A 15629-nucleotide genomic window follows, 5' to 3' on the forward strand; every position below is an offset into this window, starting at 1 on the left:
GCTGCGCAGCATCCTGCCGCCTTCGTGGCTCTGTTACGGCGTATCTCAGCGTGTTGCGGCGTATGAATCCGACGGGGGCGAGCGCCGCCCCCTCTCACCTACGTTGGCGTCCACGGCACATTCGGTGCCGTCCGAGCACGAGGAGCATCATGACCGACACTGTCGCGGCACCCGTCGGGAAGGCTCCTGCGCAACCGGGCGCCGACCCGACGCCGGAGACCACGAGCCCGCCCGCGAACGTGAACACGCGGCGCAAGGTCGACCTCGGCTCAGTGAAGGTCGTGCACACGCGCCACTGGTGGCGCTGGACCATCGCCGCGATCGTCATCTTCGTGCTGGCCCAGTTCGTCTGGAGCCTCTTCACGAACGACCACTACATGTGGGGCACGTTCGGTCAGTTCTTCTTCTCCGAACCCGTGCTGATCGGAATCGGCTACACGCTGTCGATCACCGCGATCTCCGCGATCATCGGCTTCGTGCTGGGCACGGTGCTCGCCCTCGGCCGGCTCTCCAAGTCGTCGCTGCTGAGTTCGGCCGCATGGGCCTACATCTGGTTCTTCCGCTCGGTGCCGCTCGTGGTGCAGATCATCGTCTGGTACAACCTGGGCTACCTCTACCCGACGCTCGGCCTCGGCACGCCCTTCACCACCGACTTCTGGATCGTCGAGTTCCCGACCGTGCAGCTGATCAGCGCGTTCGCCGCGGCCATCCTCGGGCTGGGCCTGCATCAGGCCGCCTACTCGGCCGAGATCATCCGCGGCGGACTCATCTCGGTCGACCAGGGGCAGCAGGAGGCCGCGGCCGCGCTCGGCATCCCCGCGAGCAAGCGCCTGTTCCGCATCATCCTCCCGCAGGCGATGCGCTCCATCATCCCGAACGCGACGAACGAGGTCATCGGCCTGGTCAAGGGCGCGTCCGTCGTGTTCGTGATCGCGATCCCCGAGCTGTTCTATGCCGTGCAGGTCATCTACAACCGCAACAGCCGCGTGATTCCGCTCCTGCTGGTCGCGGTCGTCTGGTACACGATCATCACGACGATCCTGAGCATCGCCCAGTACTACATCGAGCGCCACTACGCGCGGGGGTCGGTGCGCACGCTCCCGCCGACGCCGTTGCAGCGTGCACGCCACTGGATCGGCATCCAGTGGGCACGGCTCGGAGACGCGCCCGCGCCACCGCCACAGCCGCTGCAGGCAGGGGATGCTGTGGCCGAAACCGATCGCTCGACCGCCTCCGCAGCGGCCACTGCGAAGAACGAAGGGGGTCTGTGATGAGCACCATCGCACCCACCGCCACACGCGGTCTCGTCGAGATCCACAACGTCCACAAGAGCTACTCCGGAGTGGAGGTGCTTTCGGGCATCGATCTGACGATCAAGCCGGGCGAGGTCGTCACTCTGCTCGGCCCGAGTGGCTCGGGAAAGTCGACGCTGCTGCGCACGATCAACCACCTCGAGAGCGTGGACAGTGGGTCGGTGACCGTGGACGGCGAGCTCATCGGCTACGAACTGCGCGGCGAGAAGCTGTACGAGCTGCCCGAGCGCGAGATCCTCCAGCGCCGCACTCAGGTGGGAATCGTGTTCCAGAACTTCAACCTGTTCCCGCACCTGACGGCACTGGAGAACATCACCGAGGCGCCGATCGCCCTGAAGCGGCTGAGCAAAGAGGACGCGCGAGAACTCGCCCTGGGGCTCCTTGAGCGGGTGGGCCTCGCCGACAAGGCGGACGCATACCCGCGGCAGCTCTCCGGCGGACAGCAGCAGCGCGTCGCGATCGCCCGGACGCTGGCGCTCAAGCCCAAGGTGCTTCTGTTCGACGAGCCCACCAGTGCGCTGGACCCCGAGCTCGTCGGCGAGGTGCTCGATGTGATCCGCGACCTCGCCCAGCTCGGCACGACGCTGATCATCGTTACCCATGAGATCGGCTTCGCCCGCGAAGTGTCGGACCGCATCGTGTTGCTCGACCACGGACACCTGATCGAACAGGGCACACCCGACGAGGTTCTCAACAACCCCCAGCATCCGCGTACCCAGGAGTTCCTGGCCAAGGTTCTGGGCTGACCTGTAACACCCGAACGGCGGCTCGCCGCCGGATCCCTCACCAAGGAGAAACACAGAAATGGCACTCAGCAAGAAACAGGGCTGGACGATCGGCGGTGGCATCGTGGTCGCGGCCGCGATCGTCGTCGGAATCGTCGTCGCCGTGAACCTCAATCAGCCCGCGCAGGCGTCAGCGGAAGGATCGACGCCGGCCGCTTCGACGTCGGCCAACGTCGCCACCGATGACATCAAGTGGGTCAGCACGGATCCGATTCCCGAGGCGGTCGCAGCCCTCAAGGCAAGCGGATTCCAGCCCATCGAGCCGGGCAAGCTCACCGTCGCCCTGAGCGTCTACGCTCCGCCGCTCGGCTACATCCCGGAGGGCGAGACGAAGGCCGTGGGCAACGAGCCGAACCTCGGCGCACTCATCGCCGAGGCACTCGGCCTCGAGTACAACCCCGTCATCGTGGCCTGGGCGGACTGGCCGCTGGGCATCCAGTCGGGCAAGTACGACCTGATCACCGCGAACGTGACGGTGACGGACGAGCGCAAGGAGCTCTACGACTTCGCCAGCTACCGACAGGACGTGCTCGGCTTCTACGTGGCCAAGGACAGCAAGATCGACAAGATCGAGGAGGCCGCCGACATCTCGGGCCTGAAGATCATCGTGGGCTCGGGCACCAACCAGGAGCAGGTGCTGCTGCGCTGGAACGAAGAACTCGTGAAGGAAGGCAAGGCACCGGCCGAACTGCAGTATTTCGATGACCAGGCCGCAGGTCAGCTCGCGCTGCTCTCCGGTCGCGCCGACGCCGAGTTCGGACCGAACGCGGGATACGCCTGGGCGGCGCGCGAGACCGACGAGATCAAGCTCGTCGGGATCATCCCCGGCGGCTGGCCGCTCGACGCGGCGATCGCGGCCGCCACCAAGAAGGGCAACGGCCTCATCGAGCCCGTCGCCCTCGCGTTGAACGGGGTGATCGCCAACGGCACGTACGGTGAGGTTCTCAAGGCCTGGGGGCTCACCTCCGAAGGTGTCGAGAAGTCCGAGATCAACCCTCCCGGGCTCCCCAAGCAGTAACGGACCGTGGGGCTCGGACGCGGTACGCGCGTCCGAGCCCCACTCCGGCTTTACCCCCTCTTCCTGCAACGAAAGCGCCGCCATGACCTCCCGCGTTCCCCTCTCCGTGCTCGATCTGTCTCCGTTCGGTGCGGGAGCGACACCCGGCGATGGGCTGCGCGCGAGCATCGAACTCGCCCGCCGCGCTGAAGAGCTCGGCTACCGGCGCTTCTGGCTCGCCGAGCACCACCTCAATCCCGGTGTGGCCGGCGCCGCACCGCATGTGCTCCTCGCCTCCGTCGCGGCCGCCACCGACCGCATCAGGATCGGCACGGCGGCCACGATCATCGGCAACTACTCCGCCCTCCAGGTCGTCGAGGCAGCCGGTGTCGTCGCGGCCCTGCATCCCGGGCGCTTCGACCTGGGTATCGGTCGCTCCGGGTCATCCGCCCTCGGCGCACCGCCCGTCCGTAATCGCGAAGCCCGCGTGGTGGACGGACTCGTCCTCCCCGCGGCAGGCCCGTTCGCCTTCGGCGCCGACCGGTTCATCGCGCAAGCACGGCTCCTGGGCCGCACCGACGGCGATGCCGATCGGTTCGAACAGGATGTCCACGACATCCTCGACCTGATCCAGGGCACCTACGTCGCGGCGGAAGGCGTGCCCATCACCGCAACCCCGGCCGAAGGACAAGACATCCAGCTGTGGCTCCACGGCAGCACCGCCGGTCCCAGCGCCGAGCTGGCAGGCCGGCTCGGCCTCCCCTTCGGGGCGAGCTACCACGTCGCCCCCAGCTTCGTGCTCGACGCTGTGGCGGCGTATCGGGCGGCCTTCCGTCCTGGCGTCCTCGAAGAACCTCGGGTCATCGTCTCGGTCGACGCACTCGTGGCCGACTCGACGGCCGAGGCTGCACGGGTCGGCGGGGGCTATGCCGAGTGGGTGCACAGCATCCGGGCCGGCCAGGGCGCCATCCCCTATCCTCGCCCCGAGGACGCGCTGCGCGAGCCGTTCGACCCCGACATCATCGACGTCGTCGCCGACCGCCTCGACACCCGCTTCGTCGGCGACGCCGACACCGTCGCCGAGCAGCTCGACACGCTCCAGCGCGTCACCGGAGCCGACGAGTTGCTCGTGACGACCATCACTCACGACCCTCTCGACCGCGTCCGGTCGTTCGAGCTGCTGGCGGAGGTGTGGGGGCTCACCGAGGATCGTGACACCGCCACAGATCGGGTGCTGTCGGAACCGGGTGTGTTCAGATGACCACCGTGTCGACCGACCCGAGCGGGAACGCGGCAACGCGCAGCCTGCTGATCCGTCTCGCACGACCCGACGAATACGACGAGGTCGGCCGGCTGACCGAAACGTCATACCTCGCAAGCTACGACACGCTCACGCCCGAATACCGCCAGTCACTGCGGGATGCTGCGGCCCGCGCCGCACTGGGTGACATCTGGATCGCCTCCGACGAGGGCGGCAGCATCCTCGGCACCGTGTGGGTGGCGCGGACCGGCGAGCACCTCTCCGAGCTCGCGCAGGACGGCGAAGTGGATTTCCGCCAGCTCGCAGTGACGCCCGAGGCACGAGGACGCGGCGTCGGCGAAGCCCTCACCCGGCACATCCTCGCGCTCGCCCGCGACCGGGGCGCACACCGCGTCGTCATGAACAGCGGACCCGAGATGACGGGGGCCCATGCGCTCTACGCCAAGATCGGTTTCCGCCGCCTCACGGAGCGCGAAGGCCCGATCGAAGTGGAGGAGGGGCGCTGGATCGACCTGCTCGCTTTCGGGTACGACCTGTCACCGACCGACGCGGCAGCGCCTGCCGACGTGGTGGTCGGCTGAGTCAGTCCCGCCGCGCCAGGTCGGCGAGGACGCGCCCGATCACGGGGGTGAACTTGAACCCGTGGCCCGAGAAGCCGGCACCGATGACGATGGGCCCGATGCGCTCCAGGAAGAACCTCGAGTCGGGAGTCGAGGTGTAGGTGCACGTCGTCTCGGTGAAGGTATCGGGGTCGACGCCGGGGAGCCACTCTCGGGCGTAGCGGACGATGGCCGCGGTCAGCGTCGGATCCGGGACGTAGCTGCGCCGATCGGGGTGGATCTCGGGTCCTGCCGCATGCCAGCCCGCCTTGACGCCTTCGCCGGGAGACAGCATCCCGTACACGCCCGTGAGAAACCATGAGGTCGCCGGGTCGTCCACGGCCGGGCCGTGGTTGAAACCGGGCCAGTTGAGCGACTCGTCGCGTACGGCGAAGTGCGCGGGCTGCTCCTGCGTCACGCGCAGGCGCGGCAGCGAGGGCACGGCGAGTTGTGCGAGGAGAGACTCGCTCCAGGCGCCGGCCGCGACGACGACGCGCCGGGCGTGCAGCACGCGCGTCGCGGCGGCATCCTGCACCGTGAGCTGCACGCGATCGTCGTCGACGACCCGAAGGTCTTCGACCCGGGTGCGCCACGACACGGCCGCTCCTCGCGCCACGGCTCCGTCGAGCAGGGCGGTGACCGCGGCGGCGGGGTTCAGGCGCCCGGCATCGGGCGTGTACAGCACGTCGCCGTCAAATCGGAAGCCGGGCCAGCGACTGGTCGCCTCGCCCCGCGGAAGGAGGTCGGCGGCGAAGCCCCCCTCCCGGATGGCGTCGGCGACGGGCACGAGATCCCGCGCAGGACCGTGATTGACGATGCCGGTCGTGGTCAGCAGGGTCAGGCCCGACTCGGCCTCGAGCTCGCGCCAGAGTCCTCGCGCCTCTCTCAGCCAGGCCAGGTAGCCCGGCTCGTCGTACGAGACGTTGAAGTTGCGGGTCGTCCCGTGCGACGCGCCGTGCACGTGGCCGGGCTCGAACTGCTCGAAGACCTCGACCGACGCACCGGCTCGCGCGAGCTGCCAGGCAGCGGCGGCGCCCATCGCGCCCGCGCCGATGACCGCGACGTCCACCGATTCGGTCATGCGGGGCCCAGGGGCTTCTCGAAGCAGAGCGAGAAATCGAACGCGAGGTAGGGAGCGAAGATCGGGATGGGCGTGTAGCCGATCCGCTCGTAGAGCGTGACAGCATCCTGCTGCCGATCGCCGGTCTGCAGGATCAGGCGGTGCGCGCCGCGCTCGCGACCGATCCGCTCCAGCTCGCCCATCAGCGCGCGGCTGGCGCCGCGCCCCCGCGCCGATGTCTGCACGAACACGCGCTTGACCTCGAGCTCGTCGCCGAGAGCGCGCAGCGCCGCATGGCCGACCGCCTCGCCGGACGGATCGACCACGAGCACGGTCGCCACGATCGACTGTGGATCCACGGCGAAATCGCGGCCGAAGCGCTCGATCGTCTCAGCATCGAACGCGTCGAACCGATCGGCGTACCGCGCACCGAGTTCGTCGTCCATCGCCGCGCGCAGTTCGATCGCGCGCTGGTCATCCCACTCGACGTGCAGCAGAGACCAGGAGGTGTCCGGGTGAGTCACTCCGTCAGTCTCGTCGGTCGGCGCTCATGCGGGCGCGTCGACGGAAATCGCGGGTAACACGGGAGCGGGCCGGCGCAGCGACCGCCGCGTCGCAGCGACGATGGCGCCGGCGACCGCGACCACGCAGATGCCCACCGCTATCCGGAGGCCCTCCAGCGAGAGCGCTCCACCGGCACCCAGGATGACCCCGGTCGCGAGCGCGACGAAGAAGGTGGCCGACAGTCGCTGGGTCAGCTGCAGGAAGGATGCTGCGACCCCGTGCAGCGTCGGGGGCGCGAACCCGAGGGTGATGGCGCGCAGCGGCGGCTCGATCATCCCCCCGGTGAACCCCAGGGCGATCTGGAGGATGGCGGCGGCCACGAACAGCCCCCAGCCTTCCCACACGAACGTGAAACCGATGACCAGCAGCAGGCAGACCATCTCGACGCCGAGCCCGAGCGCGACGATCCTCGGCCCGAACCTGTCGAAGAACTTCGAGCTCGAGCGGGACGCGACCATCCGCGCGAGGGAACCCGGAACGAACGCCGCCGCGATGACGAGCGCAGGGATGCCGTGGCCCTGCAGGAAGTACACCGTCGTCACGGTGGAGAAGGCCACGAGGCTTCCGAACCAGAGGAGCGCGACGACATTCCCGGTGACGAACCCGTGGGAGCGCAGCAGCTGCGGTGCGAAGAGGGGCAGTCGCCCACGTCGCGCGTACGCCCGTTCCCAGCCGACGAGTGCGGCGATCAGGATCGCACTGCCGCCCACGACGGCCAGGATCGCCGGCAGCGGCATTCCCGGGTCGATCACGGGAAGCGTGACCATCACGACGATCGCGCCCAGCAGCGCGATGCCCGGGAGGTCGAGACCGGCGGTGCGGCCGGTGCTGCGGCCGGTGCTGCCCGCGCCGTGAGGCTCGTTCGGGAGCGACCGGACACCGAGCCAGATCGCCACGATCGCGAACGGCGCCGATGACAGCAGGACGAGCCGCCAGCCCAGTTCGACCGGCGCTAGCCAGAGCAGGAGACCGGCCAGCAGCGGGCCGATGATCGCCGCAAGCGCTCCCGCGGCGGTGTACGCCCCGAAGGCGCGGACACGCGCACTGCCGTGGAAGATGTCCTGGATGACGCCGAGCACCTGCGCGCTGATCACGCCGGCGCCGAGGCCCTGCAGCAGACGCCCTGCCACCAGGAGCGCGATCGACGGGGCGAACGCGGAGGCCACCGCGCCGAGGAGGAAGGTCACCATGCCGCCGACGAACAGGCCGCGCCTGCCGAACGCGTCGCCGAGCCGGCCGGCCGGCACGAGGCCGAGCCCGAACGTCAGCGAATAGGACGCGAGGAACCATTGCACGCCGGCGGTGGTGGCCCCCAGCGACTGCGACACGGAGGGAGCAGTGTAGGCGACGACCGTCGCGTCCAGCAGCGTCGCGAAGCCCGCGGCGAGGCAGGCGAACAGGGCCGCGCGCGACGTGCGGACGGCCTCGGGTGCACTCATCTCAGGCCGGCGCCGAGGCCAGCAACGGCTCGGCCCCGGACGGGCCCGGGAGCGCCGCATCGCCGTGCACATGGGAGGGCCGCGATCCATAGGGATCGGCATCCGTCCACAGCGTCGTCGGGAACTCGCGACGAAGAACCGGGATCACCTCGGTGGCGAACCGCTCGAGTATCTCGAGCTGCCGATCGAACGAGACCGTCGTGGGCAGGCTGATGGACTGCAGGTCATGGCCGAGCCTGGCGTGGAACGACCCGATCTTGTCGATGATCTGCTGGCTCGTGCCCACCAGCGCGGGGCCGTCGGCGATCGCGTGATCGATGTCGCGGAACGGCGTGTTGTTGCCCGGCACATTTGTCGCCGCCACGATCGCCTCGTACACCGGTCCGTATTCGCGCACGGCCTCCTGGCTCGTGTCGGCCAGGAACAGCGCGCCGGCTCCGGCTCCGACGTACGCACCCCGCTCGTCGTGCCCGTGCCGCGCGAATTCCGAGCGGTAGTGATCGACGAGCACACCGTAGTTCTGCAGCGGCTGGATCGCGTTCGCGCTGAACAGCGGATCGCCGAATCGCGCGGCGAGGGCAGCGGAGAACAGGGTCGTCGCCGAGCCGTGCCAGACCCGGAGGGGGCCGGCATACGGCCTCGGCAGGGTCGTGGTGGACCGCAACGGCCGAGTGAACTCCCCGCCAGGCCAGTCGAGGTCTTCTTCGCGCCAGAGCAGACGCAGCAGTTCGTACTTCTCGGCGAGCAGTTCCCATTGATCATCGATCTCGAGCCCGAAAAGCGGGAATTGAGCGACCTCGTTGCCCTTGCCGATCGTGATCTCGGCGCGCCCGCCGGAGAGCTGATCGATCGTCGCGTAGTCCTCGGCCACGCGCACGGGGTCAAGGACCGAGAGCACGGTCACACCGGAGTGCAGCCGCACCCTCGATGTCCGGGCCGCGATCGCTCCGAGGATCACGGTCGGCGACGACGAGAGGAAGCGTCCGGCGTGACGTTCGCCGACGCTGACCGCGTCGAAACCCAGCTCTTCGGCGCGCACCGCGGCGTGCAGCGTCTGGGCGAAGCGCTCAGCGGGAGAGACCTGCTCTCCGGTGATGGGGTTCGCGTAGAACGGGATGATGTCCAGCAGCTGGAACCTCACGCCGCGGCACCTTCGAGCACGATGCCGGCGTCGGTCACCACGCCGTGCACGCGCGACAGGGGCGTCTTCTCCCCCGCCTCGATGCCGATCGGCAGCCTGTTCTCGGCCGGCGGCAGTGGGCAGGTCGCGAAGTCGGTGTACGCGCACGGGAGGTTGACCGCGCGGTTGAAATCCAGCACCGTCTGCCCACCGGCATCCGGCGCGTCCACCGACAGCGTGCGATTGGCGGCGTAGGTGGTCAGTCCGCTGGTGGCGTCAGTGAAGAGCACCGTCAGCGTTCCCGGGGCATGGCCGGGGAAGGCGACGAGGCGGAACACCTCGCCGCGCAGCTCGAACTCGAGGTATCCCGGTGATTCGTAGACGTGCGTCAGCCCGTCGACGGCAGCCCCCACTTCGTACGGACGCGGCGCCGCATACGGGACGAAGGTCGCCGTCGCACGCCACCGCGGGTTGGGGACGTACGTCGGCGTGCCCTGATACGACGCGAGGAAAGCCGCGTCAGGTCGCCGGGGGCGAAGGATGTCGCGGCCGCCGCGACGGGCGACCTCGATCACCCCCCCGATCGAATCCGCGGCGTCGAACCCGACGGTCACGCCACCGCGTTCGGCGATGGGGCCGAACGCGTGGCGGCCCGTGATGGTCCGCCCGTCGATCGACAGCGCCTCGCCCGCTGCCAGATCGACGACCGGACCGTCATCGCCGGTGTGCCACGCCCCCGGCACACCGGCGATGACAGTCTCGTCGTGGCCGAGCCAGTAGAGCCCCGTCACGGCGAGGAACCCCTGCGGATCGGCGCGGCGCACCTCGTGGGTGCGGTGCCAATCCTCCCAATCGCGACCGTACTGCGCACGGTCCGATGTCGTGGTCGTCGTGGGGATGCTCATCATGGTGTCCTTCGGCCAGAGGGTTTCGGTGGAACGGGTCTCAGCGCGCGTCGGCGAGCGCCGCGCTCTCGTCGCGCTCGGGCACCCGCAGGCCGAGGTTGTCGCGCAGGGTGGTCCCCTCGTAATCGGCGCGCAGCGATCCGCGCTCCTGCAGCAGAGGCACCACCCGGTCGACGAACTCGTCGAGGCCGGAGGGCACGAGGTGCGAACCCACCACGACGCCGTCCGCCCCGTCATCCTGGACGAAGTCATCGAGCTGCTGCGCGACCTGCTCGGGAGTGCCGACATAGCCTGCTCGCCCGGCGATCTCGTGGGCGAGGCCGCGGAGGGTGAGCCCCTTCGCGTCGGCCAGTTCCCGCCATTTGCGCACCGTTTCGAAGCGGTCCTGGAAGAGGAACGCGCGTCCCTGGATGATCGGCGGAGCCTGCGGATCCGGGTCGATGTCGGGGAGCGGCCCGTCGGGATCGTACGAAGACAGGTCGAGGTTCCACACCTGCTCGAACGTCACCTGGATCGTGCGGTCGCTCAGCTGCTGCTCCTTGATGTGGCGCGCCTTCTCCTCGGCCTCGGCCGTGGTGTCGCCGAGCACGAAGCCGGTGGCGGGAATGATCTTGATGTCGTCGGGGTGACGGCCGAAGCGCGCCGCGCGCTCCTTGATGTCGGCGTAGAACGCCTTGCCCTCGGCGAGCGTCGAATAGGGCGAGAAGATCGCATCGGCGGACGACGCCGCGAAGTCGCGCCCCTGCGGCGAGACGCCGGCCTGCACGATCACCGGGCGGCCCTGCGGGCTGCGCGGAACCGTGAAGCGGCCCTCGATGTCGAACTGCGAGCCGTGGTGCGAGAAGGCGCCGGCGTCCGAATCACGGAGGAAGACGCCCGACTCCTTGTCGGCGACGATCGCATCCTGCGCCCACGAATCCCAGAGTTCCCGCACCGTCGCCACGGTCTCTTCGGCGCGGACGTATCGGTCGGCGTGCGGGAGGAATCCGCCCCGACGGAAGTTCGCACCGGTGAACGCGTCGAACGAGGTCACGACATTCCATCCGGCGCGGCCACCCGACAGGTGGTCGAGACTCGCGATCTGCCGTGCCAGCTCGTACGGCTCGTTGAACGTCGCGTTCAGCGTGCCGACCAGGCCGATGTGATCCGTGACGGCCGCGATGGCCGCCAGCACCGGGAGCGTGTCGGGACGACCGGCGATGTCGTGGTCGAAGATCTGCCCGGCTCGCGCGCGAAGCGCCAGGCCCTCCGCGAGGAAGAAGTAGTCGAAGCGACCGCGCTCGGCGGTCTGCGCGACGTGACGGAACGTCGAGAAGGCGATCTGGCTGCCCGCGTCGGGGTCTTCCCAGAGGGTCTGCTCATTCACGCCGCCGACGTAGGCGGCCAGGATGATCTGCTTGCGCGGTGTGCTGCTCATGGCGAATTCCTTGTCTGTTCAGGCCGCGGAGACGGCGTAGCGGCTGACGATGCCTTCGGGCAGCCCGAACAGACCCCGGAGGGTGTCGGACTCGTACTCGTCGTGGAAGAGTCCGCGGGCGCGCAGCTCTGCGGTCAGCTGCTCAGCGATGCGCGGAAGATCGTCGGTGATGACACCGGGGCGCAGACGGACGCCCGCGTAGCCCAGTTCACCCAACGAGGCGATCAGATCGGCGAGCTGGCTCGCAGATCCCGTGAACACGCGCGCGTCCGAGGTCAGCGGCCGGCCGAGGCCGTCGAGGCGCCGCAGTCGGTCGACGGCGAGCTCGCCCCCCGTCTCATCCAGGAGCACGACGAGATCGGCGAACACCTGCAGCGGCTCGCCCTCGCGCTCCTCCGCGCGCTCGATGGCACGCACTTCGTCGAGGATCGACCGGGCGTGCGCCTCGTCGGACGGTGTGACGAAGACGATGTCGGCCGACCGCGCGGCAAGGCGGTAGGGCACCTCCGCGTGGGCGAGCGCGGCGACGACCGGCTGCCCCTGGGGCGGCCGCGGCGTGATCGCCGGGCCACGAACGCTGAACCAGCGGCCTTCGAAGTCGACCTGGTGCACCTTGGCGGCGTCGAGGAAACGGTCGGTCGCGGCATCCCGGATCTCAGCGTCATCCTCCCAGCTGTCCCACAGGCGACGGACGACCTCGACGACATCCGCCGCTTCGTCGAACAGGTCGGTCGTCAGCTCCACGAACGCGGGGTCGTTCTGGTCGATCGAGGGCCCCGGGTGCGCCCGGCGACCCACGTGCGCCGCTTCGTCGGCGCGACCCGACACCTTGACCTGCCATCCGGCCCGGCCCTCGCTCGTGTAGTCGAGCGTCGCGATGCCCTTGGAGACGTGGAACGGCTCGGTGTGCGTCGCCGTCACGGTGGGGATCAGGCCGATCCGCGAGGTGACCGGGGAAACCCGTGAGGCGATGAGCAGCGCGTCGAGCCGGCCGCGCACCTCGTCGGTGCGCTCATCGGGTGCGAACCGGTCGGACGACTGGAGGGCGAACGAATCCTCGATCGTGACGAAGTCCAGGAGCCCCGCCTCGGCGGTCGCCACCTGCTGCACCCAGTACTCGGGCGTGAACAGGTCGCCCGGGCGCGACGTGGGTTCGCGCCACGCGGCGGGGTGCCAGCCGGCGCCCTCCAGGGCGACGCCGATGCGCAGCCGTGATGAAGAACTCATGAGTGCTCCTGCTTCTTTCGATCGGGATGGATGCTGCGGCCGTGAGGCCTCGTGGGTTCGAGCCTGACGCACGCCGCCCCGGGGGGCGGCCGAGTGCGTCAAGCGTGGTCATGCTTCGTTACACGCGGTAACGCGGGAAGAGCTCAGGCGACGGCGGTCGCCTCGAGCACGGCATCGCGCGCTGGGGTGCCCGCGGGCGACCAGCCCACCTGCGGCAGCACCGCGTATCGGATGTCCGAGAGGATCTGGCGGTAGTCGTCGAGGGCGAACGCGTACGGCAGCGCGATGCGCAGCTCGGTGAGTCCGTCGATCGCCGGATCGTCGCGGAGTCGCTCGATGATCTGCTCGGACGTTCCGAACAGGTCGCGCTGGAAGACGTGACCGAGGAATGTGCCCGCCGTGCGCTCGTCGCGCGCGGCGGCGTAGGCGGTGTAGTGCTCGCGCTGCGCCGCGGTCGCGCTGTCCAGCGGCAGGATGACGCGCTCGACGCCGACCGCGGGGCTTCCCGGCCCGGAGAACCGCTCGTGGTATTCGTCGATGTGCACCCTCTGCGCGATCTCGAAAGGGGCCTCGTTCTCGCTGGAGGTGACGTTTCCGAGCAGGAGCTTCAGACCTCGCTCGGCGGCCCAGCGCACCGAGCGGAGTGAGCCCCCGCCGAGCCAGACCCGCTCGCGCAGCGAGGGGATGTGCGGCTGCACGCGCGGGGTCTGCGGGCCGTATGGCGTGTAGATGTCTTCGTCGGCCAGTGGCCTGCCCTCGAGTGCCTCGAGGAATCTCGCGATCAGCACGTACGGGTCCAGGGCCGTGTCGCCGTCGGTGCGCCCGAGCGGACCGAGCAGGTCGCCGTGCGGTGCCGACGAGCTGACTCCGGCGTTCACCCGGCCGCCGGACAGCGCGTCCACCGTGGCGAAGTCCTCGGCGAGGCGGAACGGCGTCTCATAGCCGAGCGGGACGACGGCCGTCTCCAGGCGCAGCGTCCGAGTGCGCTGAGTCGCGGCGGCAAGGAAGGTGAGGGCGGATGAGACTCCGCGCTCGAGATGGCGCTGCCGGATGCCGGCGACCTGGAGTCCGAGCTCTTCGGCGTACTCGAACAGCCGCAGGGTCTCTTCGAGACCTGCCGCCGGGTCGTTCTCGGGAAAGCTGCCGGCGAGGGTGAAGCCTGCGGCGGTGATGGTGGCGTGGGCGTCGGATGTCGGCATCCTGGTCTCGCTCTCTGTCGTCGTGGGTTGAAGAGGAAGGTGTTGCGGGGGGCGGGCCGGTCAACGCGACCCGCCCCTCGCGTCGCGGTCAGCCGGCCTGGATCCAGGCGCCCACCAGCGGGTTCAGCCGCGAGTCGGCGCCCAGGCTGACGCCGTGCACGGTCGTCTGCGTGCCCAGGATCGAGGTCAGCTCGTGCACCGGGATCTGGTAGTACTGGCTCGCGATGCGCGCCTGAGCGTCGGCAAGGATCGCGTTGCGCGCGGTCGCGTCGCCGCTCGCGAGCTGCCCCTGCAGGAGGCTCTCGAGCTCGGGGTCTTTGATGCTGAGCGTGTTGGTCGCCGCGGAGAACTGCGTGCGCAGCACGTCGCCGTCCGCACGGGAGAGGTTGCCCCAGGCGACGTCGAAAGCACCGGCCTTCTGCTTGGCCAGGAAGTCGGGAACGGTGTTGGCCTGCAGGACGAGGCTGATCCCCACGGCCTTCAGCTGCTGCTGGATGAGCTCGAGCGATGTCTGGTTGGGTCCGAAGTTCGTGATCCACAGGAGCGTGAGCGACAAGGGCTGACCGTCCTTCGTGCGGGTGCCGTCGGCGCCCTTCGTCCAGCCCGCGCCGTCGAGCAGTTCGGCGGCGTGGTCGGGGTCGTAGGTGAAGTACGCGCTCTCGTCGGCGTATCCGGGCGTGTTCTTCGCGAGGGCGCTGGTGGCCACGTTGAAGTACTCGTTCAGCGCCGTGTCGCGCACGACCGTCGGGTCGATCGCCGCCGAGATGGCTTCGCGCACCGCGATGTCGGAGACGATCGGACTCGCCTGGTTGAACAACAGCCCGAAGCTGACGCCCGGGTTGGCACGCCAGACCAGCGGATACCCGCTCTGCTCGAGCGAAGCGACATCGGTCGGCGGCACGCTGCCGATCACGTCGACCTGATCGGAGGTGAGGCTGCCCGTGCGGACGCCGGCCTCGGGCACGATCTGGAAGGTGACCGAGTCGAGGTGGGCGCGACCGTCGTTGCCGAGTGCTGCCGGCGCCCAGGCATAGTCGTCGCGCGCTTTCAGCACGGTCTCGACGTCCTTCGTGTAGGTGTCCAGCGTGAAGGGTCCGGTGCCGACTAGCGCCTTGCCGTCCGCACGATCCGCGAAGGGCACCGCGAGGGTCGCGGCTCCTACGATGCCGAGGCCGACGGCGGCGGTCGAGTTGGGGAATGCGGCGTTGGGCTTGGTGAAGCGCACCTCGACCGTGTGATCGTCGTCGACGACCGTCTGGTCGTAGCCGACGAAACTGCTCACCGACTGGCTGAGCGCGCCGGCGGCCACGATGTCGTCGAACGTCGCCTTGACGTTGGCGGCGGTCAACGGCGTGCCGTCCGAAAAGGTCACGTCGTCGCGCAGCGTGAACGTGAAGACCGTCGCATCGTCGTTCACGGTGTAGGAGCTCGCCAGCCACGGGTCGAGCTCACCGGTCTCGGGGTTCTGGTAGAGCAGCGAGTCCACGAGCTGACGTGTGACGTACCACGTGTCGTTGCCCGCGCCGGTGCCCGAGGGGTTCAGCGAGATCGGATCGTTGGCGATCGCGAAGGTCAGGTCGCCGCCGTCGACCGGCGTGGCGTCCGGCGTGGCATCGCCGGCGGGCGAGCTGCCGCCCGCGCATGCGCTGAGCGTGAGCCCGGCGACCACGGCTATGGCCGCGAGGAAGGTGGTGCGTCTGGTGTTCATCGTGCTCCTTGGTGAGGGTTTCGAAACGGCGTGGG

General features: G+C 69.3%; 14 protein-coding genes. 5 read left to right on the top strand and 9 right to left on the bottom strand.

Annotated elements, in window-relative coordinates; translation table 11 throughout:
* The first annotated feature begins 149 nt into the window (after nucleotides 1–149).
* The 5 genes from ACFE6Z_RS09540 (at nucleotide 150) to ACFE6Z_RS09560 (ending at nucleotide 4937) form a co-directional block, all read left to right on the top strand.
* On the top strand, nucleotides 150–1271 hold the full coding sequence (locus ACFE6Z_RS09540; RefSeq protein WP_375385502.1) for an amino acid ABC transporter permease: 1122 nt from the start codon (nucleotides 150–152) through the stop codon (nucleotides 1269–1271).
* A complete protein-coding gene (locus ACFE6Z_RS09545) occupies nucleotides 1271–2059 on the top strand; it encodes an amino acid ABC transporter ATP-binding protein (protein ID WP_375385503.1) in 789 nt (262 codons plus the stop codon). Before ACFE6Z_RS09540 ends, ACFE6Z_RS09545 begins: the two co-directional genes overlap by 1 nt.
* A 58-nt stretch (nucleotides 2060–2117) precedes the next feature.
* Nucleotides 2118–3116 carry an ABC transporter substrate-binding protein gene (locus ACFE6Z_RS09550; RefSeq protein ID WP_375385504.1) on the top strand — a complete coding sequence of 333 codons (999 nt, stop codon included), beginning with the start codon at nucleotides 2118–2120 and terminating at the stop codon, nucleotides 3114–3116.
* Between the two features lie 82 nt (nucleotides 3117–3198).
* Nucleotides 3199–4356, top strand: coding sequence for an LLM class flavin-dependent oxidoreductase (locus ACFE6Z_RS09555; RefSeq protein WP_375385505.1), 1158 nt, complete (start codon nucleotides 3199–3201; stop codon nucleotides 4354–4356).
* On the top strand, nucleotides 4353–4937 hold the full coding sequence (locus ACFE6Z_RS09560) for a GNAT family N-acetyltransferase (protein ID WP_375385506.1): 585 nt from the start codon (nucleotides 4353–4355) through the stop codon (nucleotides 4935–4937). The genes ACFE6Z_RS09555 and ACFE6Z_RS09560 overlap by 4 nt, the downstream gene beginning before the upstream one ends.
* Nucleotide 4938: 1 nt before the next feature.
* On the opposite strand, the gene ACFE6Z_RS09565 is transcribed toward ACFE6Z_RS09560, so the two are convergent.
* The 9 genes from ACFE6Z_RS09565 to ACFE6Z_RS09605 all read right to left on the bottom strand — a co-directional run bounded on the left by ACFE6Z_RS09565 (nucleotide 4939) and on the right by ACFE6Z_RS09605 (nucleotide 15594).
* Nucleotides 4939–6036, bottom strand: a complete 1098-nt coding sequence (locus ACFE6Z_RS09565; RefSeq protein ID WP_375385507.1) for an FAD-dependent oxidoreductase — start codon at nucleotides 6034–6036, stop codon at nucleotides 4939–4941.
* Entirely contained in the window at nucleotides 6033–6539 is a 507-nt protein-coding gene (locus tag ACFE6Z_RS09570) for a GNAT family N-acetyltransferase (protein WP_375385508.1), read from the bottom strand. The genes ACFE6Z_RS09565 and ACFE6Z_RS09570 overlap by 4 nt, the downstream gene beginning before the upstream one ends.
* Nucleotides 6540–6563: 24 nt before the next feature.
* Nucleotides 6564–8018 (bottom strand): MFS transporter, encoded by a 1455-nt coding sequence (locus tag ACFE6Z_RS09575; protein WP_375385509.1) that lies wholly within the window; start codon nucleotides 8016–8018, stop codon nucleotides 6564–6566.
* A gap of 1 nt (nucleotide 8019) precedes the next feature.
* Nucleotides 8020–9159: an LLM class flavin-dependent oxidoreductase gene (locus ACFE6Z_RS09580; protein ID WP_375385510.1), complete on the bottom strand. Its 1140-nt coding sequence runs from the start codon at nucleotides 9157–9159 to the stop codon at nucleotides 8020–8022.
* Nucleotides 9156–10043, bottom strand: coding sequence for a DUF1684 domain-containing protein (locus ACFE6Z_RS09585; protein ID WP_375385511.1), 888 nt, complete (start codon nucleotides 10041–10043; stop codon nucleotides 9156–9158). Before ACFE6Z_RS09585 ends, ACFE6Z_RS09580 begins: the two co-directional genes overlap by 4 nt.
* A 40-nt stretch (nucleotides 10044–10083) precedes the next feature.
* Nucleotides 10084–11460, bottom strand: a complete 1377-nt coding sequence (locus ACFE6Z_RS09590; RefSeq protein WP_375385512.1) for an NtaA/DmoA family FMN-dependent monooxygenase — start codon at nucleotides 11458–11460, stop codon at nucleotides 10084–10086.
* 18 nt (nucleotides 11461–11478) lie between these two features.
* Entirely contained in the window at nucleotides 11479–12687 is a 1209-nt protein-coding gene (locus tag ACFE6Z_RS09595; protein WP_375385513.1) for an LLM class flavin-dependent oxidoreductase, read from the bottom strand.
* A gap of 143 nt (nucleotides 12688–12830) precedes the next feature.
* Nucleotides 12831–13886, bottom strand: coding sequence for an LLM class flavin-dependent oxidoreductase (locus tag ACFE6Z_RS09600; protein WP_375385514.1), 1056 nt, complete (start codon nucleotides 13884–13886; stop codon nucleotides 12831–12833).
* An 88-nt stretch (nucleotides 13887–13974) separates the two neighbouring features.
* Entirely contained in the window at nucleotides 13975–15594 is a 1620-nt protein-coding gene (locus tag ACFE6Z_RS09605; protein ID WP_375385515.1) for an ABC transporter substrate-binding protein, read from the bottom strand.
* Nucleotides 15595–15629 lie beyond the last annotated feature (35 nt).

The organism is uncultured Microbacterium sp. (assembly GCF_964244775.1).
In the GTDB taxonomy this organism is placed as follows: domain Bacteria; phylum Actinomycetota; class Actinomycetes; order Actinomycetales; family Microbacteriaceae; genus Microbacterium.

Bases quoted from the DNA above. Each gene is read 5' to 3' on its own strand.
- ACFE6Z_RS09600 (WP_375385514.1), bottom strand. From the start codon at position 13,886: ATGCCGACATCCGACGCCCACGCCACCATCACCGCCGCAGGCTTCACC.
- ACFE6Z_RS09560 (WP_375385506.1), top strand. From the start codon at position 4,353: ATGACCACCGTGTCGACCGACCCGAGCGGGAACGCGGCAACGCGCAGC.
- ACFE6Z_RS09565 (WP_375385507.1), bottom strand. From the start codon at position 6,036: ATGACCGAATCGGTGGACGTCGCGGTCATCGGCGCGGGCGCGATGGGC.
- ACFE6Z_RS09540 (WP_375385502.1), top strand. From the start codon at position 150: ATGACCGACACTGTCGCGGCACCCGTCGGGAAGGCTCCTGCGCAACCG.
- ACFE6Z_RS09575 (WP_375385509.1), bottom strand. From the start codon at position 8,018: ATGAGTGCACCCGAGGCCGTCCGCACGTCGCGCGCGGCCCTGTTCGCC.
- ACFE6Z_RS09605 (WP_375385515.1), bottom strand. From the start codon at position 15,594: ATGAACACCAGACGCACCACCTTCCTCGCGGCCATAGCCGTGGTCGCC.
- ACFE6Z_RS09545 (WP_375385503.1), top strand. From the start codon at position 1,271: ATGAGCACCATCGCACCCACCGCCACACGCGGTCTCGTCGAGATCCAC.
- ACFE6Z_RS09590 (WP_375385512.1), bottom strand. From the start codon at position 11,460: ATGAGCAGCACACCGCGCAAGCAGATCATCCTGGCCGCCTACGTCGGC.
- ACFE6Z_RS09585 (WP_375385511.1), bottom strand. From the start codon at position 10,043: ATGAGCATCCCCACGACGACCACGACATCGGACCGTGCGCAGTACGGT.
- ACFE6Z_RS09550 (WP_375385504.1), top strand. From the start codon at position 2,118: ATGGCACTCAGCAAGAAACAGGGCTGGACGATCGGCGGTGGCATCGTG.
- ACFE6Z_RS09595 (WP_375385513.1), bottom strand. From the start codon at position 12,687: ATGAGTTCTTCATCACGGCTGCGCATCGGCGTCGCCCTGGAGGGCGCC.
- ACFE6Z_RS09555 (WP_375385505.1), top strand. From the start codon at position 3,199: ATGACCTCCCGCGTTCCCCTCTCCGTGCTCGATCTGTCTCCGTTCGGT.